Here is a 23,445-nt window from a genome sequence, read left to right as displayed (position 1 = left end):
ACTGTAAATCCAGCGGCGCTCGGCCCGGTCATGCTGGACGTGCTTGGCACTAGCCTGAGCGCCGATGATATTCGGCGCATCAGGCATCCGCTCACCGGCGGCGTAATTCTGTTCACGCGTAATTACCAGGACCGTGCCCAGCTTACCGCCCTGACGGCGGCGATTCATGCGGCGCGCCCAGGCATATTGATTGCGGTCGACCACGAAGGCGGCCGGGTGCAGCGTTTCAGGACCGACGGTTTTACCCGTTTGCCGGCGATGCGCCTGCTCGGACAGCAATGGGATCGCGATGTACTGGGCGCGACCAAGGCAGCGACCGCGCTAGGTTTTGTGTTGGCCAGCGAGTTGCGCGCCTGTGGCGTCGACCTGTCGTTTACACCGGTGCTCGATCTCGATTTCGGCGAGTCCAGCGTGATCGGCGAACGCGCTTTCCACCGCGATCCGCGCGTGGTCACCTTATTGGCGAAGAGTTTGAATCACGGCCTGGCGCTGGCCGGCATGGCTAACTGCGGCAAGCATTTCCCCGGCCATGGCTACGTGCAGGGCGACTCGCACCTGTCGCTGCCGGTCGACGATCGCAGTTTGGCGCAGATCATGGAAGAAGACGTCAAACCCTACGACTGGCTCGGCATGAGCCTGGCGGCCGTGATGCCGGCGCACGTGATTTATTCGAAGGTGGATAAGCACTCGGCCGGCTTTTCCAAAAAATGGCTGACCATCTTGCGCAAGGATATCGGTTTCAACGGCGTGATCTTCAGCGATGATCTGAGCATGGAAGCAGCCAGTTCTGCCGGCGGCGTGCTGGATGGCGCCAAGGCGGCTTTGGCGGCCGGTTGCGACGTGGTCCTGATTTGCAATTCGCCGGACAAGGCTGATCAACTGCTGGCTGGGCTAAGCGCGGCTGACGGCGAGCCGGCCGCATCCCGTGCACGCCTGACAGCCTTGGCGCCGCAAACAGCGGCATTGGATTGGGATGCGCTGCAAACCGACGCGGATTACTTGGCTGCCAGGTCGCTGGTGCAATCGCTGGTGTAATCACAGCGATGATGGATCATTGAGAGCCCTGCATCATGACTGAAGCTGAAAATCCCGAAATTCCCCAGATCCCCGATGCGCGTGCAGTGGTGCTGGAAACCGTCGCCAAATTGCCGAATCTGCCCGGCGTGTATCGTTATTTCGATGCAGCCGACAATATTCTGTATGTCGGCAAGGCACGCGATCTGAAGAAGCGGGTCTCGAGCTACTTCCAGAAAAATCTTGCCAGTCCGCGCACCGCCATGATGGTCGAGCGCATCGCCCGGCTGGAGACGACGGTGACGCGCAGCGAAGCCGAAGCCTTGATCCTGGAAAGCAATCTGATCAAGTCCTTGCAGCCGCGTTACAACATTCTTTTCCGTGACGATAAATCCTATCCCTACCTGAAGATCAGCGGCCAGGAATACCCGCGCATGGCCTATTATCGCGGCGCCGTCGATAAAAAAAACCAGTATTTCGGCCCGTTTCCGAATGCCTGGGCAGTCAAGGAATCGATGCAGATCTTGCAGAAGGTGTTCTTGCTGCGCACTTGTGAAGACAGCGTCTTCGCGAATCGCACCAGGCCTTGTTTGTTGCATCAGATCCAGCGCTGCAGCGCGCCCTGCGTGAATCTGATCAGCCATGAGGATTACCTGACCGACGTCGATAACGCCGCCAAGTTTTTGCGCGGACGGCAAACCGAAGTATTGACGGCGCTGGAGCAAAAGATGCATGCCTACGCCGCCGAGCTGAAATTCGAACAGGCCGCGGTGGTGCGCAACCAGATCACCGCGCTGTCGCGCGTGCTGCATCAGCAAAGCATGGAAACCGTGGGTGACAGCGATATCGATATCGTTGCCGTCATCGTCCAGGGCGGACGTGCCTGCGTCAATCTGGCGATGGTGCGCGGCGGCCGCCATTTGGGCGATCGCGCGTATTTCCCCAGCCATGTCGACGGTGCATTGTCGAACCCGGAAGAAGTGCAGGGCGAAACCATGGAAATTGCCGTGCTCAAGGCTTTTCTTGCGCAGCACTATATCGATACTTTTATTCCCGGCACTTTGATCCTGAATATCGAGTTCGACGAACCGGCGCTGATGGTGGCGCTGATGGAGCAATGCGGCCATCGCATCAACCTGCTGTTCCAGCCGCAAGGACAGCGCCGCCAATGGCTGGAGATGGCGCAAAAGGGCGCTGAAATTTCCCTCGCCAGATTGTTGTCGGAGCAGGGCTCGCAACAGTCCCGGACGCGGGCGCTGGTCGAAGTGCTCGGTCTTGAAGTCGACGATATCGATAGCTTGCGCGCCGAGTGTTTCGACATCAGTCATACCTCGGGCGAGGCGACCCAGGCATCTTGCGTGGTGTTCCATCATCACACCATGCAAAACGGCGAATACCGACGCTATAACATCAAGGACATCACGCCTGGCGACGACTATGCCGCGATGCGCCAGGTGCTGATGCGGCGTTACGAGAAGGTGGCAAACGGCGACGGCGTCATGCCCGATATCGTGCTGATCGACGGCGGCAAGGGCCAGGTTGAAATGGCGCGCCAGGTGCTGGCCGAACTGGGTCTGGATATCGGCCTGATTGTCGGCGTCGCCAAAGGCGAAGGGCGCAAGGTCGGACTGGAAACGCTGATCTTCGCCGACGGCCGCGCCGCGCGCGAGTTAGGCAAGGAATCTGCCGCCCTGATGCTGATTGCCCAGATTCGCGACGAGGCACATCGCTTCGCCATCACCGGCATGCGCGCCAAGCGGGCCAAGGCGCGCCAGAGTTCGCGGCTGGAAGAGATCGAAGGGATCGGCGCCAAACGCCGCCAGAAACTGCTGGCGCGCTTTGGCGGCCTGCGCGGCGTGGCGGATGCCAGCATTGAAGATATTGCGTCGGTCGAGGGTATTTCGCGCGTGCTGGCCGAGGAAATCTACAAGCAGCTCCATTGAAATGCGTTCCATTGTTGCATGTTGGGTTGTTGCTTGTTGCTTTTGCAGGTTTTGTTTCCCAACTGCTGCATACTCCTAGATAATTAGAACACGAACAGCTGGCTCCTTACTTATAAAACTATTTATGCCATTTAATTTTCCGATTTTACTGACCTGGCTGCGGGTTGCCTTGATCCCGCTGGTGGTCGGTGTTTTCTACCTTCCCGATCTAGGTTTTCATGGTTTTTCAATATTGCAATTGGGCCTGGCTTCGACCATCATTTTTATCGTCGCTGCGGTGACCGACTGGTTCGACGGCTTTCTGGCGCGGCGCTGGAACCAGACTTCGGCTTTCGGCGCTTTCCTGGATCCGGTCGCAGACAAGCTGATGGTCGCCGGCGCCTTGCTGATGCTGGTGCATCTGCAGCGGGTCGATCCTATCATCGCGTTTGTCATCATCGGCCGCGAGATCGCCATCAGCGCCTTGCGCGAATGGATGGCGCAGATCGGCGCCTCGAAATCGGTGGCGGTCAGTTCGATCGGCAAAATAAAAACCACCGCACAGATGGTCGCCATCCCTATGTTGTTGTATTATGGCGACCTGCTTGGCATTGATACCCGTTTCTGGGGACAAGTGTTATTGTTGATAGCAGCGGTGTTGACGGTATGGTCCATGTTTTACTATTTGCGTAAGGCCTGGCCGCTGATCAAGGAAAGTACCGCTGCAAAAGAAAACAACAGGCCGTGAAGTGAAAGTCGGTGTTTTGAAAATACGTGATGAAAATTTTTCGAAATCATTGACAAGCTCTGTAGATCAACTATAATGTCGTCTCTGTAGTTGATACGGAAAAAGAAACAAATGCGGGAGTAGCTCAGTTGGTAGAGCGCAACCTTGCCAAGGTTGAGGTCGAGAGTTCGAGACTCTTCTCCCGCTCCAGATTCAAAAAAGGAAGCTGGAAAAAGCTTCCTTTTTTTATGTGAAATCTGTAGCCGATCGTGTTGGCTGAACAATGTTGATTCAGCCGATATTGCTTTGATTTTGCAGTAGGTACACCCCTGGCGGGGTAGCAAAGTGGTTATGCAGCGGCCTGCAAAGCCGTTTACGCCGGTTCGATCCCGACCCCCGCCTCCAGACTCCATACGCGGGAGTAGCTCAGTTGGTAGAGCGCAACCTTGCCAAGGTTGAGGTCGAGAGTTCGAGACTCTTCTCCCGCTCCATATTCCAGGCAAGGAAGATGACCTTATCTTCCTTGCCGTTTCAGTAAAAAATCCTGCCTTGATTTTCTCCTGATTTGCCTCGCAGCGTCTCTGCGTGCATGGTTTTCCAGGAGTTTCGGGGATTTCGGGCTTTCTTTATCATTCTTCTTCAAAGAACCGATACAAGAGTTGATTCACCTTTCGCCGGAGCCACTTTCCAGATAGGACTGGGTTTCGGGAGTCTTCTCCTTTATCGGTAAACACGCTGTCATCGAGCGCATGTTTAGAATCCATCGCCGCATCATCTTATATGCGCCAGGCTTTAGTCAACGACTCGTCCGCATCTTGCGGCCGGGTCGTTTTGCCATTCGCCAGGGTAAAGCAAAGGGAGGGGTCATTTGGGTGCTTCAATCGGCAGGCCGCCGAGTATTTGCGCCGGCCGGCGTAAAACCGGATCGAAAGGGTTGATCTGTGCGCCGACGCTCGCAGCTTCTTTCTTGAGTATCTGCACGACAGTCGGCAGACGGTCTGCGTTCAATCTTTCCGCCAGCGTGGCGACGCTCAAGGCTGCCACCGCACGGCCCTGCCGGTCTAGCACCGGCACCGCAATGCCGGCCATGCCGGGCAACAGGCCCACGCCATGACTGGCTGCGTAGCCAAGTTCGAGCGAGCGTTTGATTTCAGTCCGCAAATACACTTCGTCGTATAAACCCAGATCCAGCAAACGCGGCAGGTTGAAGCGGATGATTTCTTCGCGCTCTGCTTCGGGCAAGAATGCCAGAATCACCAGCGCCCCCTGGCCAACCCCGAGCGCGACTCTGCCGCCAATATCGCCCGTGAACGAGCGGATCGGGAACGGTCCCTCGCTACGGTCCAGGCACATGGCGTCGTAGCCGCTGCGCACCAGCAAGAACATGGTGTCGCCCAGCGCCGCCGACAGGCGCAACAAGATCGGCCGGCAGATATCGCGCAAATTGCCGCGATGGCCGGCGCGTGCGGCCAAGGCAAAAAACTCCACGCTCAGGCGATAAGCCTTGCTGCGTTCGTCCTGCTCCACGATGCCTTCACCTGTCAGCGCGCGCAGAATGCGGTGAGCCGTGGGCTGGGCCAGGCCGGTTGCACTGGCAATATGCGTCAGCTTGGCGCCATCGCCATTGGTTGTCGCCAACGCCCGAATAATCGCAAAGCCGCGCTGAAGACTGGTTCCCGCCGAGGCATCTTGATCTTTCACTATTTCCTCCAAATGAAATTAATTTATCTATATATCTAATAATGGTCCATTAAATGGAATATATCAAATAATTAGTCTGCTATATGGAATATTGCATTGACCCTGATTTTTCTTTTCACTATATTGCGGAAATAGCTTGGTAGTGTTGCGGTAAGCATATTGGGATCAAAACCGACCGTCATAGGAGACAAGTCGATGTCGTTTCTACAGCTGGAAAACCTGTCCAAACACTACGGTGACTTCGCCGCGGTTGAAAAACTGAACTTGACGGTTGAGAAGGGTGAATTCGTTTCCCTGCTCGGACCTTCAGGCTGCGGCAAGACCACTACGCTGCAAATGATTGCCGGCTTTGTCGAGGCGAGCGCGGGACGTGTGATCCTGGACGGGCGCGACATCACCCGCGAGCAACCCAACCGGCGCGGCCTGGGCATCGTGTTCCAGAGCTATGCCTTGTTTCCGCACATGACAGTGAGTGCTAATGTCAGCTTCGGCCTGGAAATGCGGCAGATTGCGCCAGCCGAACGCGTGGAACGAGTGCGTAAGGCGCTCGCGCTGGTGCATCTGGATAAATTCGGCCATCGCTATCCGCGCGAGTTGTCCGGCGGTCAGCGCCAGCGTGTGGCGCTGGCGCGCGCCTTGGTGATTGAACCGCCGGTCTTGCTGCTGGATGAGCCGATGTCGAATCTCGATGCCAAATTGCGCGAAGACATGCAGGTTGAATTGCGCGAGATCCAGCGCAAGGTCGGCACCACCACCATCATGGTCACGCATGACCAGTCGGAAGCGCTATCGATGAGCGATCGCGTGGTCGTCATGGATGCCGGCTGTGCGATACAGATCGCCAAACCTTTCGATGCCTATGAAAATCCGGTGAACCAGTTCGTATCGCAATTCGTCGGCAAGGCCAACTTGTTTGAAGGGCTGGTCGCATCCGTCAATCAGCAAGGGTCGGCGCTGAGCGTGCATGGACAGTTGCTGACTACCTGCGACGCAACGCTGCAGATCGGCGAACGGGTCACACTTTGCTTGCGCCCGGAAAAATTGGAGCGCTGCGGTCCGCAAGATGAAATCATCCGCGGTCGCGTGCGTTCGGGTATGTTTCTCGGCAACCAATGGCTGTATCACATCGACACCGGCCTGGGAGATTTGCTGGCTACCTGGCAGAACTGCGGCAACGCCGCGTGCAGTGACGGTGAAGAAGTTTCATTGCGTTGGCCGGCCGACGCGCTGCACATAGTCAAACGCGAACATCGCGAGGCGCAGCATGGCTAAGCCGAATGCGTTATCTTCGGCATCGCTGCCGTATCTGCTGACCGCGCCGGGCGTGATTCTTTTTTTTGCGATGGTGCTCTTGCCATTGTTGTTAACCTTGCTCTTGTCCTTCTACGGCTTCGATGCCATTACCGGCATCAAGGCTGGTTTTAGCCTGAGCAATTACCGGCTGGTTTTTAGCGATGAATATTTTCATGCCATTTTCCTGCGTACATTTTGGGTGGCGGGCCTAACCACTCTCATCTGCATATTGCTTGGCGCGCCGGAGGCCTATGTGCTGAGCCGCATGGCGAAGCCGTGGCGGTCGATTTTCCTGATCATCATTCTCGGTCCCTTGCTGGTGTCGGTGGTGGTGCGCGCTTTCGGCTGGAGCATGCTGCTCAGCGCCAATGGGCTAGTCAATTCGACTCTCGTCTGGCTTGGTTTCGCACCGCTCAAACTGCTCTACACCACGGGGGCAATCGTGGTCGCCCTGGTGCACGTGATGCTGCCGTTCATGGTGATCCCGGTGTGGACCTCATTGCAAAGACTCGATCCTACCGTCGCACAAGCAGCGTTGTCGCTGAATGCATCGCCGGCAACCGTGCTGCGGCGGATTGTATTGCCGCAGGTCTTGCCCGGAATTCTGTCTGGCAGCCTGATCGTGTTCGGCCTCAGTGCCAGCGCCTTTGCGATTCCCGGGCTGCTTGGCGGACGCCGCCTGAAAGTGGTGGCGACCACTGTCTATGACGAATTCCTCGGCTCCCTGAATTGGCCGCTGGGAGCATCGATCGCCATCATTCTGCTGCTTGCGAATCTGCTCATCATGTTGAGTTACAACCGGGTCCTGGAACGTAAATATTCCAGGACGCTGGGTTAACCGGGTTAATTGGAGAATAGATAGCATGCGCAACAATGGTCCTATTTCTCTGATCTTCCATGCGCTGATAGTGGCGTTTGTACTGGCGCCGCTGCTGGTCGTGTGCCTGGTCGCGTTTACGCCGGAAGACACGCTGTCCCTGCCTACCCACGGTGTTTCATTGCGCTGGTTCAAGGCTATCTTTGAACATCCCGATTTCGTGCAATCGTTCTATAACAGTTTATTGCTGGCCTTGCTGTCGGCCACGCTCTCGCTGTGCGTGGCCTTGCCCGCCGGCTTGGCGATCGGGCGGCTGAGCTTCGCCGGCCGGGATTTCCTGAATGCCTTGTTCCTGTCGCCGCTGATTATTCCCACCCTGGTGTTGGGGGTAGCGCTCATGCGTTTGTTCGCCAGCATGGGCGTTAGCGGTTCGTTCGCTTGGCTGGTGGTCGCCCATGTGGTGGTGATCAGCCCCTATGTATTGCGGCTGGTGCTGGCCGCTGTGGTGGGTATGGATAAAAGCGCAGAACAGGCGGCGCAGTCTCTGGGCGCCGGATCGTGGACCGTATTTCGGCGCGTCACGCTGCCCATGATATTGCCCGGCATTACCGGCGGCTGGCTGCTCGCATTTATCAATAGTTTCGATGAGTTGACCATGTCGATTTTCGTGACCACGCCGGCTACGGTCACCCTGCCGGTGCGCATGTACATGTATGCCACTGAATCCATCGATCCGATGATGGCGTCTGTGTCCGCATTGATGATCCTGATTACGGGGGTGGCGATGCTGATACTGGATCGGGTCTACGGACTGGACAAAGTATTGATCGGTCATCAGGGATGAGCCCATGCCAGGAATTGGAAACCAAGCAATGACCTTATTTACCAGAGTCGCCGAAACGCAACGCGAGTCGCTTGCTTTCTCGCTTGACGGCCGTGTCGTGACCGCGCTGGCGGGCGATACCATATTGACTGCGGTCCTGACGCAGGCGGACAGCTTGCGCCGGTCCGAATTCAGCGGTCGGCCGCGCGCCGGCTTTTGCCTGATCGGCGCTTGCCAGGATTGCTGGATGCACACCGAGGATGGACAGCCGGTGCGCGCCTGCAGTACTGAAATTCAAAGCGGCATGCGGCTGCTTAGCTCGGTTCCAGGAGGCACGGATGAGTGAGCGGCAGAGCGAACTGCAGAGCGAGCCCCGGATTGTCATTGTCGGCGCCGGCCCGGCTGGCGTGCGTGCTGCCGAGATTCTGGTGGCAGCTGGCTTGCGGCCCGTGATTGTCGACGAGAACCAGCGCGCCGGCGGCCAGATATACCGCCAGCCGCCTGCCGCGTTTGGCGGTTCGGTGCGTTCCAAAAAACAGCTATACGGTTTCGAGTCGGCCAAGGCGGATGCGCTGCATCGCACATTTGATAAATTGCGCAGCCATATCGACTATCTTCCTGAAACCCTGGTGTGGAATTGCGATGGCCGGCAACTGGATCTGCTGGGACGCGCTCAGCATCGGTCGCTGCCCTATTCGCATCTGCTGCTGTGCACCGGCGCCATCGATCGCATTTTGCCGTTTCCCGGCTGGCTGTTGCCCGGCGTGTATACCCTGGGTGCAGCGCAGGTCGCACTGAAAGCGCAGGGTTGCGTGATTGGCGGCCGCATCGTGTTGGTTGGCAGCGGCCCCTTGCTCTATCTGCTTGCCTATCAATATGCGAAGGCCGGGGCCAAGATTGCGGCGGTGCTGGATACCGCATCTTTTTCCGGCAAGTTGCGGGCGGCGTTTGATCTGGCCAAGCAGCCGCTCACCTTGGGCAAAGGCTTGTATTTTCTCGCGTGGCTGCGCTGCCACGGCGTCAAGGTGGTTGAGGGCGTGCAAAAGATTGCCGTCGCCGGCGAGCGAAAAGTACAGGCAATCTCATGGCGTGAAAACGGCGCTGAAGAGACGCTAGAGTGCGATGCCGTGGCTAGCGGTTTCGGCTTGCGCTCGGAAACCCAATTGGCCGATCTGGCCGGTTGCGCATTCGAATTCAATCAAATCAATCAACAATGGCTGCCGCAGCGCGACTCCGCCGGACGCAGTAGCGTCAAAGGCGTATACCTTGCCGGCGACGGTGCTGGCATCGCCGGCGCAGATGCGGCCGAAATGGCGGGAAAGCGCGCTGCGCTGGCCTTGCTCGAAGATTTGGGAAAGACGGTTGACATGCGCGAATGCCGGCGACTGGATCGTGCGCTGCAACGTGTTCAAGGGTTTCGTCGCGGCTTGGAGCGCGCGTTCCCGCTGCCTGTCGAATGGGCGCGTGCGTGTGCGGATGAAGAGATTATTTGCCGTTGCGAAGAGATTACGGCTGGCGAATTGCGCCATTCCGTGACTCATGCCGGCACGGTTGAAATTAACCGCCTCAAAGCATTGACCCGGGTTGGCATGGGGCGGTGCCAGGGGCGGGTCTGCAGCGCCGCTGCCGCCGAAATACTGGCTTGCAGCGCCGGCAAGTCGCTGGCGGAAGTCGGACGGTTGCGCGGACAGCCGCCGGTCAAACCGTTTCCGGTGGCGGTCGGGGTGGCGGCGCAGGTGGCGGCGAGTGCGGCGGAGAATGCCGGGCAGGAGGCTGCATGAGCGAGCGACTGACGGCAGACGTTGCCATCATCGGCGGCGGCTTGATGGGTTGCTCGGCGGCGCTGGCCCTGCGCCGCATGAATCGCTCGGTGCTGCTGCTGGAACAGGGCTGGTGCGGTGCGCAAGCCAGCGGCGTCAATTATGGCGGGGTGCGGCGCCAGGGCCGGCCTGAGATACAGCTGCCGCTGGCCCAGCGTTCGCATGCGATCTGGCAGAGCTTGCCGGAACTGGTGGGTAGCAACTGCGAATATACAATCTCGGGTCACCTGAAGCTGGCGCGTAGCGACGCCGAAATGGCAGCGCTTGAGGAGTACCGTGAGCAAGCTGAAAAATTTGGCCTGCAGCTTGAGATACTGGGACGGGCAGCGCTGCGTCAGCGTTATCCGTGGCTGGGCGACAAGGTTGCCGGCGGCTCTCTGTGCGCAAGCGACGGCCACGCCAATCCGCGGCTGGTGGCCGCTGCTTTTGCACAGGCGGCAAAACGCCAAGGCGCCGACCTGCGCGAAGGCGCGACGGTAGAAACCGCCGCCTTCGATGGCAGGCAGTTTACGGTTCGCGCTAGCAACGGACTTGAAGTAAAAGCAAAATTCCTGCTGAACTGCGCCGGCGCATGGGGCGCCACGTTTGCCGAGCAGTTTGGCGAACATGTGCCGGAATTTCCTATTTTTCCGAATATGTGGGTGACTGAGCCGATGCCGAAACTGGTCGAACCCAATGTCGGCATCGTCGGCGGCGGTTTCTATGTGCGCCAGGTGGCGCGCGGAAATTTCGTCCTGGGTGGCGGCCGCGGCACAGGGCAACTGGCGCTTGCCTCCACGCGTCCCACCAGCGCCGCCATGTTCGCCTCGATGAAAATGGCGTGCGAATGCATTCCGGCTTTACAAAACGCTTTGGTGATCCGCAGCTGGACTGGCGTCGAGGGCTCGTTGCCGGATCATCAGCCAGTACTCGGGGCCAGCGCGACAACTCCTGGCCTGTTTCATGCTTTTGGTTTTTCCGGCGCTGGTTTTCAGCTGGCCCCGGCGGTAGGAGAAGTGCTGGCAGACCTGGTGGTCCATGGGGCGACGGCAACCCCGATCCAGGCTTTCAGGATTGATAGATTCAGCGGATAGATTGAGCAGTAGCGGCTGACATCAATGTGTTCGTAGTTACGTAGGCGGTTGCATCTATCGGGAACATCGGGGCGTTTAATTCTTGAGGAGAGAGAAGCATGAAATTCAAGCACATTATCCTGGCGACAGGATTCATTTCGGCATTGGGCGTCGCTGCGGCCGGCAACGCGGAGACACGTACGCTGTATGTCGGCATGAATGGCGGCAGCATGGAAAAGAACTACACCAGCTATATATTTCCGGAATTCGAGAAAGCCAATAACGTCAAGATAGTGGTGGTTCCAGGTACTTCCGCAGACATCATGGCCAAGATGTCCGCACAAAAAGACAAGCCGCAAATGCATCTGGTGTTTCTCGACGATGGCGTCATGTACCGCGCGGTCGGCATGGGTTTGTGCCAGAAACTGAAAGACGCTCCGGTATTCAAGGAAATTTATCCTTTTGCCCGCATGGCGAACGACCAGGCAGTAGGGATAGAACTCGGCACGGTAGGCATCGGCTACAACAAAAAAATGTTTGATGAAAAAGGGTGGGCCGCGCCGACTTCCTGGATGGATTTCGCCGATCCGAAATACAAGGGAAAAGTGGTGTTCCAGTCGATTCAGAGCAGCACCTTCGGACTGCACAGTTTCCTGATGTTTAACCGTTTGGTCGGCGGCACCGACAAGAATGTCGAACCGGGTTTTCAAAAATGGGGCAGCACCGTCGGCCCTAACGTTCTTGAATATCTGTCCAGCTCGGCGAAAATATCGGAAATGGTGCAAACCGGCGAAGCCGCCATTTTCCCGCTGACGCCGACAGCAATTGCGAATTTGAAAGCCAAGGGCATTCCCGCCGAATTCGCCACGCCGAAAGAGGGTGCGGTGATGTTGATGGTCGGCGCTTGTGCGCTGAAAAATAATTCCGAACCGGAGCTCTCGCAAAAATTGGCGGAGTACCTGCTGAGCGCCGACTCGCAGGCCAAGGCGGTGGAATATGCCAACGCAATTCCGATCAACAAGAATGTCAAAATCCCGGAATCGGTGCAAGCCAAGATCGGCAATATCGACAAGCTGATGAAAAACATCAACACGGTCGACTGGGATGTCATCAACAAAGAACGTGCCGCCTGGAACGACCGCTGGAGCCGCATGATCGAACGCTGAGATTTTCTACTGCAACTGCGGTAGGCCGGAGATTGACTATGCGATCCCGAACGGCGGCGGCCGCCGTTTGATCGGCTGCGCCTTGACGATCGCGGTGTTGGTCTCGGCCTTGTCGGCAATGCGATCGATAATCTGGTCCAGTTGCGCGATCGAACGCACATACAGACGGGCGATATAACAATCCTCCCCGGTTACTTTGTCGCACTCGCAAAACTCGGGCGTTTGCTCGATCAGCTTCTGGACGATCAGCAGCTTACCCGGCAAAGGACGGATGCGGACGATAGCCTGCAACTGGTAGCCGAGCGCCTGCGGGTCGATGTCTACCGTGAAGCCGCGAATGACACCGCGTTCTTCAAGACGATGCAAGCGTTCAGAAATGCTTGGCGAGGAAAGGCCGACCTGCTGCCCCAGGTCTTTCAGCGAAATGCGCGCATCTTTCAGCAGGACTTCGAGGATGCGCTGGTCGACATTGTTCAGCATTTTATATTTCTCCGGATATTCGTAGTGTTGCCTTATTTAATTAGGGAGTATTCGCATATTTCCTTTTATAAGGCATGGAAAATCGCATTGCAAGGTGAGATTATCAGTTCCTGACAGTTTCAGGAGTGATTGATGACTAACAAGGTAAGCGGTTCGCTTGAAATGACTGCCGCCATGGTGATTTCGGGAACCATAGGCTGGTTCGTCCTGGTCTCCGGGCAGCCGGTTCTGGACGTGGTGTTCTGGCGCTGTGTCTTCGGCGCGGCAACCCTGCTGGTGGTTTGCGCCGGAATGGGCCTGCTGCGCGCTGCCATCACCTGGCGCCTGCTGGCCCTGGCCGCGCTCGGCGGCGTCGCGATCGTCTTGAACTGGCTGCTGCTGTTCGTCTCCTACTCGCACGCGTCCATTTCGATCAGCACGGCGGTCTACAACACCCAGCCCTTCATGCTGGTAGGCCTCGGCGCAGTCTTTTTTTCCGAGCGGCTGACCATCAACAAGCTGACCTGGCTTGCGATTGCCTTTGCCGGCATGTTGCTGATCGTGCTGGCGCAACCTGGCGGCGCCGATTCCGGTGCATATGGCGGCAGCGATTATCTCGCCGGAATTCTGATGGCGCTCGGCGCGGCCTTTTTCTATGCCGTCGCCGCCATCATCACTAAAAAACTGGCCAGGTTCAGCATGCCGCCGCATCTGATTGCGCTGATCCAGGTCTGCGTCGGCATGGCGATGCTGGCGCCTTTTGCACACTTGTCGCAACTGCCGACCGCTATCGGCACCTGGAGCATTCTGGTCACGGTCGGCGTGGTTCATACCGGACTGATGTATATCCTGCTCTACGGCGCGATCCAGAAGTTGCCGACGCATCTGACGGGATCGCTGTCCTTCATCTATCCCATCGTGGCGATCATGGTCGATTTCCTGGCCTTTGGCCATCGGCTGCAAATAAGTCAATTGATCGGGGCGGCCGCGATTCTGATCGCCGCTGCCGGCATGAATCTCGGCTGGTCATTGTGGAAACCGAAAGAGTGCGTTGGTACAAGTTAAGAATCAGTGTGCGCCTTTCCCGCATTTTTGGCTGTAAATGGGAAACGCCCCGTGCGCATTTGCGGACGGGGCGGGAAGGTTGGCTGCTGCTAAGCGTCCTGCTTGCCAAAGATTATTTTAGCGCAGCAAACTCAAGGCCTTGGCGACGCCGGCGCCATACGCCGGATCGGCCTTGCTGCAGTTGGCGATGTGGCGTTCCTGGATTTCCCTGGCAGCGCCGCCGACTGCACGTGCCGTATTGTCGAACAATACTTGCTGCTGCGCCGGCGTCATCAAGCGGAACAGCGCGCCCGGCTGCGAGTAGTAATCATCATCGACCCGGTGATTCCAGTGATCCGCCATGCCTTCCAGCGCCAACGGCGGTTCCGCAAAGTCCGGCTGTTCCTGCCATTCACCCTTGCTGTTCGGCTCATAGCCGACCGTAGCGCCGGCATTGCTGTCGACGCGCATGCTGCCGTCCCGATGGTAGCTGTGGAATGGGCACTTCGGCGCATTCACCGGGATCTGGTGGTGATTTACGCCCAGCCGGTAGCGTTGCGCATCGCCGTATGAGAACAAACGTCCTTGCAGCATCTTGTCTGGCGAGAAGCTGATGCCCGGCACCACGTTGGCCGGCGAGAAGGCCACCTGTTCGACTTCGGCGAAGTAATTTTCCGGATTGCGGTTCAGTTCCATCACGCCGACTTCGATCAGCGGATAGTCCTTGTGCGGCCAGACCTTGGTCAGATCGAAAGGGTTGATGTGGTAAGAGCCGGCATCTTTTTCCGGCATGATCTGGATGAACAGTTTCCAGCGCGGGAAATCCTTCTTCTCGATACTCTCGAACAGATCGCGCTGGGCGCTTTCACGATCATTGCCGACCAGTGCTGCAGCTTCGGCATCGCTCATGTTTTCAATGCCTTGCTCGGTCTTGAAGGTGAATTTGACCCAGTTGCGCTCGTTTTTGGCGTTGATGAAGCTGAATGTATGGCTGCCGAAACCATGCATGTGGCGATAGGAGCGCGGCAGACCGCGGTCGCTCATCACGATGGTGACTTGATGCAGCGCTTCCGGCAGCAAGGTCCAGAAGTCCCAGTTATTGTCGGCGCTGCGCAGATTGGTTTTCGGATCGCGCTTGACTGCGCGATTCAGGTCAGGGAATTTGAGCGGATCGCGCAGGAAAAATACCGGCGTATTGTTGCCGACCAGATCCCAGTTGCCTTCCTCGGTATAGAACTTGATGGCGAAGCCACGGATATCGCGTTCGGCATCGGCCGCGCCGCGTTCACCGGCGACGGTGGAGAAACGTACGAACAGATCGGTTTTCTTGCCGATTTCAGAAAAAATCCTGGCCTTGGTGTATTGGCTGATGTCGTGCGTGACGGTAAAGGTGCCGTGCGCGCCGGAGCCCTTGGCGTGCATGCGGCGTTCAGGAATCACTTCGCGGTCGAAGTGCGCCAGCTTTTCGAGGAACCAGACATCCTGCAGCAAGGCCGGGCCGCGTGGGCCGGCGGTCTGGATGTTCTGGTTGTCGACGACAGGTGCGCCGGCGGCGGTAGTCAGCTTTTTCATGCTATTCCTTTCAGTGAACGGGAGGGAGGGTCTGGTCTGTATTATTCTCGATATCGTTAAATAGATAAAATTAATTTTAATTAAATTATCAATAGTAATTAACTACTGATACTGTAGTTGCTTTGATGTCAATTTAAATGCCTGTTTGCTGCCAATAAGGTCTACGCTCATGCTTCTGGCAATGGAATCCACTCGTCGTCGCCCGGCACCCGCTCAAAGCGTTGTTCGCGCCAATTGTTTTTGGCGGTTTCAATCAGCTGCGGATCGCTGGCAACGAAATTCCACCAGATGGTGCGCGGGCCGTCGATAGGGGCGCCGCCCAGCAGCATGACCTGGGCTGCTTCGCTGGCGGCAATCTTTACCGCCCGGTCCGCTTGCAGCACCGCCAGCACGCCCATTTCCAACGCTTCGCCGTCGATAGTCACGCTGCCGCTGGCGACATACACGGCTTGCTGCGGATATTCCGCTTCAAGCGTGAACTGCGCTCCCGCCTGCATTTCGGCGGCGACATACAGGGTCGGCGAATTGATTTTGACTGGCGCTTCCCGGCCAAAGGCGCGGCCGGCGACGATGCGCAGCCGGTAACCGTCGCCTTGTATCAGCGGCAAGCTTGCGGCCGGGTGGTGGGCGAAGGCCGGCGCACATTCTTCATCTGCCAACGGCAGCGCCACCCAGGTCTGGATGCCATGCAGGCGCCAGCCGCTGGCGCGTTGCGCAGCGGGCGTGCGTTCGGCGTGGACGATGCCGCGTCCGGCTGTCATCCAGTTGACGTCGCCGGGAATGATTTCCTGATCGTTGCCCAGGCTGTCATGGTGGCGGATTGCGCCTTCGAACAGATAAGTGACGGTCGCCAGGCCGATATGCGGATGAGGCCGGACATCGATGCCCTGGCCGCTGGCAAAATCGACCGGTCCCATGTGGTCGAAAAACAGGAAAGGGCCAACGCTTTGATGGCGGCCCGCAGGCAGTACGCGGCGCACCACCAGTTCGCCGAGGTCGCGGGCGCGGCCCGGGATGCGATATGCAATCGAGGTAGTTATCGGGGTTGTCATAGTGTGTCCTGGCTTAGATAAACAAAAAAACAAGGGCGCTGCAACAAAACGACTTGCGCAGGTTGGAGACCTTAGCATATTTGATTGTTCCGGGCGGAGTGCAAAAAAAGAGCCAGGTTCTTCCGCAGCAATACTGCGGAAGAACCTGGCTCTGATTCCTGTTCTGATTGCTTGCTTATTTAGGCTGATCAAGCAAGCCCTGCTTGCGGATGAAAGCGATCACTTGCTCAACCCCGTCGCCGCTGCGCAAATTGGTGAAGATGAACGGTCGCTCGCCGCGCATTTTTTTTGCGTCATGCGCCATCACGTCGAGATTGGCGCCGACGTACGGCGCGAGATCGGTCTTGTTGATGATCAGCAGGTCGGAGCGGGTGATGCCGGGGCCGCCCTTGCGCGGAATTTTTTCGCCGCCGGCAACGTCGATCACGTAAATGGTCAGGTCGGAGAGTTCCGGGCTGAAGGTCGCCGCCAGATTGTCGCCGCCGGATTCCAGCAGGATCAGGTCGAGGTCGGGAAAATCGGCGCTCATGCGGGAAATCGCTTCCAGGTTGATCGATGCGTCTTCGCGTATCGCCGTGTGCGGGCAGCCGCCGGTTTCAACGCCCATCAGCCGCTCGGCCGGCAAGGCATCGGCACGCAGCAGGATTTCCATATCTTCTTTGGTGTAGATATCGTTGGTGATGACCGCCATATCGTAGTGGTCGCGCATGCCTTTGCACAGCATTTCGCACAAGGCGGTTTTACCGGAACCGACCGGGCCGCCGATGCCGACGCGGAGTGGATTGGAGGTTGAGGAAGTGCTCATTTTCAGGTTCGCTTAAAGAATATTGAATGTTTGATTTCAGGAGCGATAGAGACGGCTGTACTGTTCTTCATGCTGCATTGACAGCAGCGACAATCCGGGCGACCAGTTGCAGAGTTCATGGTCGGCCAGGCTTTGTGCCTTATCGGCCGCCAGCCGCAGTTCAGCTTGCAAGGACAGCAGCAGACGCTGGCCGGCAACCTGGCCCAGGGGTATCGTTTTGACGCACACCAGCACCTGGTTTTCCGCCCAGGAAAACAGCATGCCCAGCAGCGCTGCTTCATGCGGTACCTGCAGCGCCACAGCGGCGTAGGCGTAAGCGGTAGGTAGAGGCAGTTCCGGCCGGGCTTGCAAGATGGCTAGCAGCTCGGCGTCGCCTATCTGCAATTCGATCGCCAGCTTACCCAGGGAAAATCCCATCTGTATGGTTTCGGCGCGAAACTCGGCGGTATCGCGGGCGGCGATGAAGCGTTCAGTCCAAAGTTCGACCGCGGCGCCGTCACGCCGCTCGAACGCCTGCAGCAGACGCCACAAGATCGGCGCTTCAAATTGCGCAACGACTTGCTGCAAATTGCCGCAGATCCAGTTGCGCGCAGATTCCGTATCCTTGACCCAGCCTTTGTCGATCGCCGTTTCCAGCCCTTGCGAATAGCTATAGGCGCCGATAGGCAGCGACGGACTGGCTAGTTGCAGCAAATGGAGCAGCGCAGTTGCATGCATGGTGTTTGCCGGGTTTGCCAAGATTAAGCCGCGGGTTCGTCGCCGGGCCTATGGATTTTCTGGCGCAACGGCACCGGCGCCAGCAAGCCGTCGTGATGATGGTGATGGCCGCCGCTGCCGTGACCATACGCGCCGGATTCCGGTTCGAATGCCGCCAGCTCTTCGGTAACCGTGGCGTTCAATCCTTCCAGCATTTCTTTCAGTACCGGATCGTTACGTATGCGCAGAAAGCCGTCGCCGACATGGGCTTGCGTGTGCCGGTTTCCAAGATGAAAAGCACAGCGCAACAGGGCGTGCGGACTGGCGCATTCGATACGGTAAGTGGCTTCGGCGGCAGCCAGTATCCTGACCACGCGCTCCTGGCCTGCATCGTCGCTGCCCTTGATCAGATCGCCGTGGCGCAGCACCGTGCCGCGTACTGTGAACACGCCGACTTCCTCGCCACTGGTCAGCGTCGCGCGCAGGCGGCTTTTTTCGCGTAGCTCATAGGGCAAGATCAGTTCGCCTTGCACCAAATCGGCATGTTCTACTTTTGTGTTGAGAATTAACATCTTGCTCTCGTTAAAATGCGATCAAAAAATATGGCCAGAAATAAAATCAAAACAAGAAGTAGCGCTGCGCCATCGGCAATATGCTGGCCGGCTCGCATATCAGCAGTTCGCCGTCGGCACGCACTTCATAGGTTTCCGGATTGACTTCCATGTGCGGCGTGGCGCCGTTGTGTATCATGTGGTGCTTGCGCAGATGGCGCACGTCCTTGATCGCCAGCACCGGCTTGTTCAGCTTCAAGCGTTCGCCGATGCCGTCGTCATACGCGGCTTGCGAAACGAAGGTCAGCGAAGTCTTGAGGCCGCCGCCGTAGGCGCCGAACATCATCCGGTAATGCACCGGTTGCGGTGTCGGGATGGACGCATTCGGATCGCCCATCTGTGCGGCTGCAATCATGCCGCTCTTCAAAATGGTGGATGGCTTGACGCCGAAGAAAGCCGGTTTCCACAACACCAGGTCGGCAATCTTGCCGACTTCGATGGAGCCGACCACATGTGCGATGCCATGGGTGATGGCAGGATTGATCGTGTATTTGGAAATGTAGCGCTTGACCCGGAAATTATCCGACTTACTGCTGTCCTCGGCCAGCGTGCCGCGCTGGACTTTCATCTTGTGGGCGGTTTGCCAGGTACGCATGATGACCTCGCCGACCCGGCCCATGGCTTGCGAATCGGAAGACATCATGCTGATGGCGCCGATGTCATGCAAGATATCTTCAGCGGCGATCGTCTCGCGCCGGATGCGCGATTCGGCGAACGCCACATCTTCCGCAATCGCCGCATCAAGATGATGGCAGACCATCAGCATGTCCAGATGTTCATCCAGCGTGTTGACGGTAAACGGCCGGGTCGGATTGGTCGAGGAGGGTAGTACATTACTGTTGCCGACTGCGGCGATGATATCCGGCGCATGGCCGCCGCCCGCGCCTTCGGTATGGAAGGTGTGGATGGTGCGATCCTTGAACGCCGCCAGCGTGTGTTCCAGGAAGCCGCCTTCGTTCAGGGTGTCGCTATGGATAGCGACCTGCACATCCATGCGGTCGGCGACGCTCAGGCAATTGTCGATGGCGGCCGGGGTCGAACCCCAGTCCTCATGCAATTTGAGGCCGATGGCGCCGGCGCGCACCTGTTCTTCCAGCGGCCCCGGCAGGCTGATATTGCCCTTGCCCAGGAAACCCAGGTTCATCGGGAACGCATCGGCTGCCGACAGCATCGCATGCAGATGCCAGGGGCCGGGGGTGCAAGTGGTGGCGGCAGTGCCGGCAGCGGGGCCGGTGCCGCCGCCCAGCATGGTGGTGACGCCGCTCATCAAGGCTTCTTCGATTTGCTGCGGGCAGATGAAATGGATGTGCGAATCGATGCCGCCGGCAGTCACGATCTTGCCTTCGCCGGCGATAATCTCGGTGGCGCCGCCGATCACCATGCTGACATCCGGCTGGATATCCGGATTGCCGGCCTTGCCGATGGCGGCTATCTTGCCGCCCTTGATACCGATGTCGGCCTTGACGATACCCCAGTGGTCGATGATCACGGCATTGGTGATCACGGTGTCCATGACGTCGCGGTGCAGGCGCTGCGACTGGCCCATGCCGTCGCGGATCACCTTGCCGCCGCCGAACTTCACTTCTTCGCCGTAGGTGGCGTAATCCTTTTCGATTTCGATGAAGAGCTCGGTGTCAGCCAGGCGAATGCGGTCGCCGACGGTTGGACCGTACATTTCGGCGTAGGCGTGTCTTGTGATTTTGCTCATGATTTTACTCGTTTCGTCAATGCACCCATGACCTTGCCGTTGAATCCGTAGACGATGCGGTCGCCGGCCAGCTCGACCAGTTCCACCGTGCGTTTCTGTCCCGGCTCGAAGCGCACGGCGGTGCCGGCTGCAATGTTGAGCCGCATGCCGTAGGCTTCTTCGCGCTCGAACAGCAGGGCCGGATTGACTTCATAAAAATGAAAGTGCGAACCGATCTGGATCGGCCGGTCGCCGCTGTTGGCGACGCTGACAGTACTGCACCTGCGGCCGGCATTGAGTTCGATGTCGCCTGGCTGGATGAACATTTCTCCTGGGATCATGGCTGCTCCAGTCTAGGGAATAGGGTGGTGCACGGTGACCAGCTTGCTGCCGTCGGGGAAGGTGGCTTCAACCTGAATATCGGGAATCATTTCGGCGATGCCGTCCATGACGTCGGCCCGCGTCAAGATCTTGCTGCCGTAGGACATCAGCTCGGCGACGCTCTTGCCGTCGCGTGCGCCTTCCATGATGGCGGCGCTGATCAAGGCGACCGCTTCCGGATAATTCAGCTTCAAGCCGCGCGCCAGGCGGCGCTCTGCCAGCAATGCGGCGGTGAAAATCAGCAGCTTGTCTTTCTCTCTTGGCGTCAGGTCCATGGTTCTATTCTTTCTTTCAGATGACGTTGGTTCTTGCATTTTCCGACGTTGCGGATTGCCGCGGATTTTTGACGACGATCAGGTGTTCCAGATCCGCGGCACCAGTGCTTCGTGTCCTAGCAATTGCGGGCGGATCAGTTGCCATGTCTGCATCATCCAGCGCCGCGCAAGTTCGCTGGAATGTCCCAGGTGGCGCAGCACCAGGACCGACTTCATCTGGGTTGCGCCGACGCTGGCCCGGTCTCCGGTCAGCTGGCTGGCGAGTTCGCGCAGCTGCTGTAGCAAGCTGCCGGGGAATGGCTTGCCGACCACAATCAGGGTGGCGCAGACGGTACATGCCGCCAATCCCAGGCGGCTGTGCATGGCATCGCTGCCGCCGTTCAGCATGCCTTGTTCGAAATATAATAATTTGCCATCGCGACGGATACTGGTCTGCTGCGAAACACGGCCGCTGTCGAAGGTTTCTCCCGACGCGGTGCGGCCGAAGCACAGGATTTCGCCGCCGATATAGCGGGCGTCGCCTTGCAGCTCGACCTTGTGTTCCAGCGCGACATGGGCCTGGTCGAAAAAAATGCTTTCCTGCGGCAGCCATTCCAGCGTGGCGGCATCGGCCACCTGCAGCGTTACCTGCTGTTGCGAAATCTTGCCGTTGGCCTGGTACCACTTGGCGGCGCCGGGCGTGGTGAGGAAGGCATGCGCGCGTTCGCCGACACCGGCTTTGATGCTTAGCTGATCGCCGCCAACCACGCCGCCGGGCGGGTGGACGATGATGGCATGGCAGATCGACGGGTGTTCCGGATAGAGCGCTTTTTGCACGCGCAAGGGGCCGTAGTGGGCGCGATCCAGCAAGCGCGTGGTGCCTCGGTCGTCGGCAAATGCCAAAGACAGCCAGGCCTGGTCGCCGCTGCGCCGGGTTGGCTCGGGGGAAGGCACAGTCGGCACGGCCGGAGCAAGTCCGGCCGTCGGCAACGATGGCTGGGTAATCAAATTGTCCATGCGGCACTATACCGCCAAGTGTCGTTTTACGCTGTCATCATCCATGTTTTCCTGGCTGCCGGCGGCAACCACTTCACCGCGCGACAGCACCACAAAATTGTCTGCCAGGTCACGGGCAAAATCGAAGTACTGTTCGCACAGCAGGATGCCGATGTCGCCGCGCTCGCGCAGCAGGCGGATCACGCGGCCGATATCCTTGATGATCGATGGCTGGATGCCTTCGGTCGGCTCATCCAGGATGATCAGCTTGGGTTCCGCCAGCAGGGCCCGCGCTATCGCCAGCTGCTGTTGCTGGCCGCCGGACAGGTCGCCGCCGCGCCGTTGCAGCATTTCCTTCAGCACCGGGAACAGTTCGTAGACTTCATCCTTGATCAGCAATGCCTTTTTTCCCGACTTGGCGGCCATGCCCATCAACAGGTTTTCTTGCACCGACAGGCGGGCGAAGATTTCACGTCCCTGCGGAACATAGGCAATCCCCAGTGCGGCGCGCTGGTGCGGCTTCAGGCTGGTGATGTCGCGGCCTTCCAGCATGACTTTGCCGCTGGCACTGGGCAGCACGCCCATCAGGCATTTCAGCAAGGTGGTTTTGCCGACGCCGTTGCGGCCCAGCAGAGCCAGGCATTTTCCCTTTTCCAGGGACAGCGATACGCCACGTAGCGTGTGCGAGGAGCCGTAGTATTGATTCAGTTGTTCAACGTTTAACATATTCTTCTAGCGCCCGAGATAGACTTCGATCACACGCTCGTCGGCTTGCACGTCGGACATCTTGCCGGCCGCCAGCACCGAACCTTCGTGCAAGACCGTGACCTTGCCCTGCTGGGCGATTTCGGCGACGAATCCCATGTCATGCTCGACCACCATGATCGAGTGCTTGCCGCGCAGTTCATTGAGCAGCTCGGCGGTGCGCGCAGTTTCCGCATCTGACATGCCGGCCACCGGTTCATCCAGCAACAGCAGCTGCGGTTCCTGCATCAGCAGCATGCCGATTTCCAGCCATTGCTTCTGGCCGTGCGACAGCAAGCCGGCTAGCCGCCGCTCGTTGCCATTGAGGCGGATCAGCTTGAGGCAGGCGGCTATCTTGTCGATCTGCTCCGAGCTCAGCCTGGAAAACAAGGTGGTCTTGACGCGCTTGTCCATCTTCATGGCCAGCTCGAGATTCTCGAACACCGTGTGCTGTTCGAATACCGTCGGCCGCTGGAATTTGCGGCCGATGCCGGCGTGGGCGATGTCGTATTCGGTCAATTTTGTCAGGTCTATGCTTTGGCCGAAGAAGGCGGTGCCGGCGCTGGGGCGGGTCTTGCCGGTGATGACATCCATCATGGTGGTTTTGCCGGCGCCGTTGGGGCCGATGATGCAACGCAGTTCGCCTACCGAAATATCGAGGTTCAGATTATTCAGCGCCTTGAAGCCGTCGAACGAGACCGTGATGTTTTCCAGGTAGAGGATGGCGCCGTGGGTGGTGTCGACACCTTCCGGCTTGATCCGCGCATACGAGGTGCCGTAGTCGGCATGCAGGGCGTTATCGACTTTGT

24 protein-coding genes and 3 tRNA genes are annotated in these 23,445 nt (G+C 58.2%); 14 read left to right on the top strand and 13 right to left on the bottom strand.

The window, feature by feature from the left end:
• Positions 1-30 precede the first annotated feature (30 nt).
• From nagZ to BLV81_RS13090, 6 genes are all read left to right on the top strand, one after another.
• Positions 31-1,035, top strand: coding sequence for a beta-N-acetylhexosaminidase (gene nagZ, locus BLV81_RS13115; RefSeq protein ID WP_092356790.1), 1,005 nt, complete (start codon positions 31-33; stop codon positions 1,033-1,035).
• A gap of 35 nt (positions 1,036-1,070) precedes the next feature.
• Positions 1,071-2,957 (top strand): excinuclease ABC subunit UvrC, encoded by a 1,887-nt coding sequence (gene uvrC / locus BLV81_RS13110; RefSeq protein WP_092356787.1) that lies wholly within the window; start codon positions 1,071-1,073, stop codon positions 2,955-2,957.
• Between the two features lie 124 nt (positions 2,958-3,081).
• Positions 3,082-3,684, top strand: coding sequence for a CDP-diacylglycerol--glycerol-3-phosphate 3-phosphatidyltransferase (pgsA, locus tag BLV81_RS13105; RefSeq protein WP_092356784.1), 603 nt, complete (start codon positions 3,082-3,084; stop codon positions 3,682-3,684).
• A gap of 113 nt (positions 3,685-3,797) precedes the next feature.
• Positions 3,798-3,873: transfer RNA gene (locus tag BLV81_RS13100), tRNA-Gly, on the top strand.
• Positions 3,874-3,994: 121 nt separating this feature from the next.
• Positions 3,995-4,068 (top strand) — tRNA-Cys (locus BLV81_RS13095).
• Positions 4,069-4,078: 10 nt separating this feature from the next.
• Positions 4,079-4,154, top strand: a tRNA-Gly gene (locus BLV81_RS13090).
• Between the two features lie 373 nt (positions 4,155-4,527).
• Here the strand turns inward: BLV81_RS13090 and BLV81_RS13085 are convergent.
• Positions 4,528-5,364 (bottom strand): IclR family transcriptional regulator, encoded by an 837-nt coding sequence (locus BLV81_RS13085; protein ID WP_092356781.1) that lies wholly within the window; start codon positions 5,362-5,364, stop codon positions 4,528-4,530.
• Positions 5,365-5,559: 195 nt separating this feature from the next.
• On the opposite strand from BLV81_RS13085, the gene BLV81_RS13080 reads away from it, so the two are divergent.
• The 7 genes from BLV81_RS13080 (at position 5,560) to BLV81_RS13050 (ending at position 12,335) form a co-directional block, all read left to right on the top strand.
• On the top strand, positions 5,560-6,636 hold the full coding sequence (locus BLV81_RS13080; protein ID WP_092356778.1) for an ABC transporter ATP-binding protein: 1,077 nt from the start codon (positions 5,560-5,562) through the stop codon (positions 6,634-6,636).
• Complete coding sequence (locus BLV81_RS13075) at positions 6,629-7,495, top strand: ABC transporter permease (protein ID WP_092356775.1); 867 nt, start codon at positions 6,629-6,631, stop codon at positions 7,493-7,495. The genes BLV81_RS13080 and BLV81_RS13075 overlap by 8 nt, the downstream gene beginning before the upstream one ends.
• 25 nt (positions 7,496-7,520) lie before the next feature.
• Entirely contained in the window at positions 7,521-8,318 is a 798-nt protein-coding gene (locus BLV81_RS13070; RefSeq protein WP_092356772.1) for an ABC transporter permease, read from the top strand.
• A gap of 28 nt (positions 8,319-8,346) precedes the next feature.
• A complete protein-coding gene (locus tag BLV81_RS13065) occupies positions 8,347-8,643 on the top strand; it encodes a (2Fe-2S)-binding protein (RefSeq protein WP_092356769.1) in 297 nt (98 codons plus the stop codon).
• Positions 8,636-10,078 carry an NAD(P)/FAD-dependent oxidoreductase gene (locus BLV81_RS13060; RefSeq protein ID WP_092356766.1) on the top strand — a complete coding sequence of 481 codons (1,443 nt, stop codon included), beginning with the start codon at positions 8,636-8,638 and terminating at the stop codon, positions 10,076-10,078. The genes BLV81_RS13065 and BLV81_RS13060 overlap by 8 nt, the downstream gene beginning before the upstream one ends.
• On the top strand, positions 10,075-11,190 hold the full coding sequence (locus BLV81_RS13055) for an NAD(P)/FAD-dependent oxidoreductase (RefSeq protein WP_092356763.1): 1,116 nt from the start codon (positions 10,075-10,077) through the stop codon (positions 11,188-11,190). Before BLV81_RS13060 ends, BLV81_RS13055 begins: the two co-directional genes overlap by 4 nt.
• Positions 11,191-11,288: 98 nt before the next feature.
• Positions 11,289-12,335, top strand: coding sequence for an ABC transporter substrate-binding protein (locus tag BLV81_RS13050; protein WP_092356760.1), 1,047 nt, complete (start codon positions 11,289-11,291; stop codon positions 12,333-12,335).
• Positions 12,336-12,371: 36 nt separating this feature from the next.
• Here BLV81_RS13050 and BLV81_RS13045 read toward each other — a convergent pair whose 3' ends face one another.
• On the bottom strand, positions 12,372-12,815 hold the full coding sequence (locus BLV81_RS13045; RefSeq protein ID WP_092356757.1) for an Lrp/AsnC family transcriptional regulator: 444 nt from the start codon (positions 12,813-12,815) through the stop codon (positions 12,372-12,374).
• A gap of 132 nt (positions 12,816-12,947) precedes the next feature.
• Here BLV81_RS13045 and BLV81_RS13040 point away from each other — a divergent pair, with 132 nt between their 5' ends.
• Positions 12,948-13,859, top strand: a complete 912-nt coding sequence (locus BLV81_RS13040) for a DMT family transporter (protein WP_092356754.1) — start codon at positions 12,948-12,950, stop codon at positions 13,857-13,859.
• Between the two features lie 117 nt (positions 13,860-13,976).
• Here BLV81_RS13040 and BLV81_RS13035 read toward each other — a convergent pair whose 3' ends face one another.
• The 11 genes from BLV81_RS13035 to urtD all read right to left on the bottom strand — a co-directional run bounded on the left by BLV81_RS13035 (position 13,977) and on the right by urtD (position 23,428).
• Complete coding sequence (locus tag BLV81_RS13035; RefSeq protein WP_092356751.1) at positions 13,977-15,410, bottom strand: catalase; 1,434 nt, start codon at positions 15,408-15,410, stop codon at positions 13,977-13,979.
• Between the two features lie 167 nt (positions 15,411-15,577).
• Positions 15,578-16,450, bottom strand: coding sequence for a pirin family protein (locus tag BLV81_RS13030; RefSeq protein ID WP_369823880.1), 873 nt, complete (start codon positions 16,448-16,450; stop codon positions 15,578-15,580).
• Between the two features lie 187 nt (positions 16,451-16,637).
• Positions 16,638-17,267, bottom strand: a complete 630-nt coding sequence (ureG, locus tag BLV81_RS13025) for an urease accessory protein UreG (protein ID WP_092356745.1) — start codon at positions 17,265-17,267, stop codon at positions 16,638-16,640.
• Between the two features lie 36 nt (positions 17,268-17,303).
• The gene (locus BLV81_RS13020; protein WP_092356742.1) at positions 17,304-17,984 is read right to left on the bottom strand and encodes an urease accessory protein UreF; all 681 of its coding nucleotides are present in this window, start codon (positions 17,982-17,984) and stop codon (positions 17,304-17,306) included.
• A gap of 23 nt (positions 17,985-18,007) precedes the next feature.
• Positions 18,008-18,535 carry an urease accessory protein UreE gene (gene ureE / locus BLV81_RS13015; protein ID WP_092356739.1) on the bottom strand — a complete coding sequence of 176 codons (528 nt, stop codon included), beginning with the start codon at positions 18,533-18,535 and terminating at the stop codon, positions 18,008-18,010.
• A gap of 46 nt (positions 18,536-18,581) precedes the next feature.
• Positions 18,582-20,282 carry an urease subunit alpha gene (gene ureC / locus BLV81_RS13010; RefSeq protein ID WP_092356736.1) on the bottom strand — a complete coding sequence of 567 codons (1,701 nt, stop codon included), beginning with the start codon at positions 20,280-20,282 and terminating at the stop codon, positions 18,582-18,584.
• On the bottom strand, positions 20,279-20,602 hold the full coding sequence (locus tag BLV81_RS13005; protein ID WP_092356733.1) for an urease subunit beta: 324 nt from the start codon (positions 20,600-20,602) through the stop codon (positions 20,279-20,281). Before BLV81_RS13005 ends, ureC begins: the two co-directional genes overlap by 4 nt.
• 12 nt (positions 20,603-20,614) lie before the next feature.
• Positions 20,615-20,917: an urease subunit gamma gene (locus tag BLV81_RS13000; protein ID WP_092356730.1), complete on the bottom strand. Its 303-nt coding sequence runs from the start codon at positions 20,915-20,917 to the stop codon at positions 20,615-20,617.
• Between the two features lie 78 nt (positions 20,918-20,995).
• Positions 20,996-21,913 (bottom strand): urease accessory protein UreD, encoded by a 918-nt coding sequence (locus BLV81_RS12995; RefSeq protein WP_092356727.1) that lies wholly within the window; start codon positions 21,911-21,913, stop codon positions 20,996-20,998.
• Between the two features lie 6 nt (positions 21,914-21,919).
• A complete protein-coding gene (urtE, locus tag BLV81_RS12990; protein ID WP_092356724.1) occupies positions 21,920-22,618 on the bottom strand; it encodes an urea ABC transporter ATP-binding subunit UrtE in 699 nt (232 codons plus the stop codon).
• Positions 22,619-22,624: 6 nt separating this feature from the next.
• Positions 22,625-23,428, bottom strand: coding sequence for an urea ABC transporter ATP-binding protein UrtD (urtD, locus tag BLV81_RS12985; RefSeq protein WP_255365200.1), 804 nt, complete (start codon positions 23,426-23,428; stop codon positions 22,625-22,627).
• Positions 23,429-23,445: the final 17 nt, after the last annotated feature.

Origin of the sequence: Collimonas sp. OK242 (assembly GCF_900107095.1) — a bacterium.
GTDB lineage: Bacteria > Pseudomonadota > Gammaproteobacteria > Burkholderiales > Burkholderiaceae_D > Collimonas.
The sequence above is the reverse complement of the archived record's forward strand: the minus strand, read 5'-3'. Positions and strand labels throughout refer to the sequence as shown.

Bases quoted from the DNA above. Each gene is read 5' to 3' on its own strand.
- uvrC (WP_092356787.1), top strand. From the start codon at position 1,071: ATGACTGAAGCTGAAAATCCCGAAATTCCCCAGATCCCCGATGCGCGT.
- BLV81_RS13000 (WP_092356730.1), bottom strand. From the start codon at position 20,917: ATGGACCTGACGCCAAGAGAGAAAGACAAGCTGCTGATTTTCACCGCC.
- BLV81_RS13065 (WP_092356769.1), top strand. From the start codon at position 8,347: ATGACCTTATTTACCAGAGTCGCCGAAACGCAACGCGAGTCGCTTGCT.
- BLV81_RS13040 (WP_092356754.1), top strand. From the start codon at position 12,948: ATGACTAACAAGGTAAGCGGTTCGCTTGAAATGACTGCCGCCATGGTG.
- BLV81_RS13055 (WP_092356763.1), top strand. From the start codon at position 10,075: ATGAGCGAGCGACTGACGGCAGACGTTGCCATCATCGGCGGCGGCTTG.
- nagZ (WP_092356790.1), top strand. From the start codon at position 31: ATGCTGGACGTGCTTGGCACTAGCCTGAGCGCCGATGATATTCGGCGC.
- ureC (WP_092356736.1), bottom strand. From the start codon at position 20,282: ATGAGCAAAATCACAAGACACGCCTACGCCGAAATGTACGGTCCAACC.
- BLV81_RS13075 (WP_092356775.1), top strand. From the start codon at position 6,629: ATGGCTAAGCCGAATGCGTTATCTTCGGCATCGCTGCCGTATCTGCTG.
- BLV81_RS13020 (WP_092356742.1), bottom strand. From the start codon at position 17,984: ATGCATGCAACTGCGCTGCTCCATTTGCTGCAACTAGCCAGTCCGTCG.
- BLV81_RS13005 (WP_092356733.1), bottom strand. From the start codon at position 20,602: ATGATCCCAGGAGAAATGTTCATCCAGCCAGGCGACATCGAACTCAAT.
- BLV81_RS13080 (WP_092356778.1), top strand. From the start codon at position 5,560: ATGTCGTTTCTACAGCTGGAAAACCTGTCCAAACACTACGGTGACTTC.
- ureE (WP_092356739.1), bottom strand. From the start codon at position 18,535: ATGTTAATTCTCAACACAAAAGTAGAACATGCCGATTTGGTGCAAGGC.
- BLV81_RS13045 (WP_092356757.1), bottom strand. From the start codon at position 12,815: ATGCTGAACAATGTCGACCAGCGCATCCTCGAAGTCCTGCTGAAAGAT.
- BLV81_RS13050 (WP_092356760.1), top strand. From the start codon at position 11,289: ATGAAATTCAAGCACATTATCCTGGCGACAGGATTCATTTCGGCATTG.
- BLV81_RS13070 (WP_092356772.1), top strand. From the start codon at position 7,521: ATGCGCAACAATGGTCCTATTTCTCTGATCTTCCATGCGCTGATAGTG.
- BLV81_RS13035 (WP_092356751.1), bottom strand. From the start codon at position 15,410: ATGAAAAAGCTGACTACCGCCGCCGGCGCACCTGTCGTCGACAACCAG.
- pgsA (WP_092356784.1), top strand. From the start codon at position 3,082: ATGCCATTTAATTTTCCGATTTTACTGACCTGGCTGCGGGTTGCCTTG.
- BLV81_RS13060 (WP_092356766.1), top strand. From the start codon at position 8,636: ATGAGTGAGCGGCAGAGCGAACTGCAGAGCGAGCCCCGGATTGTCATT.
- ureG (WP_092356745.1), bottom strand. From the start codon at position 17,267: ATGAGCACTTCCTCAACCTCCAATCCACTCCGCGTCGGCATCGGCGGC.
- BLV81_RS12995 (WP_092356727.1), bottom strand. From the start codon at position 21,913: ATGGACAATTTGATTACCCAGCCATCGTTGCCGACGGCCGGACTTGCT.
- urtE (WP_092356724.1), bottom strand. From the start codon at position 22,618: ATGTTAAACGTTGAACAACTGAATCAATACTACGGCTCCTCGCACACG.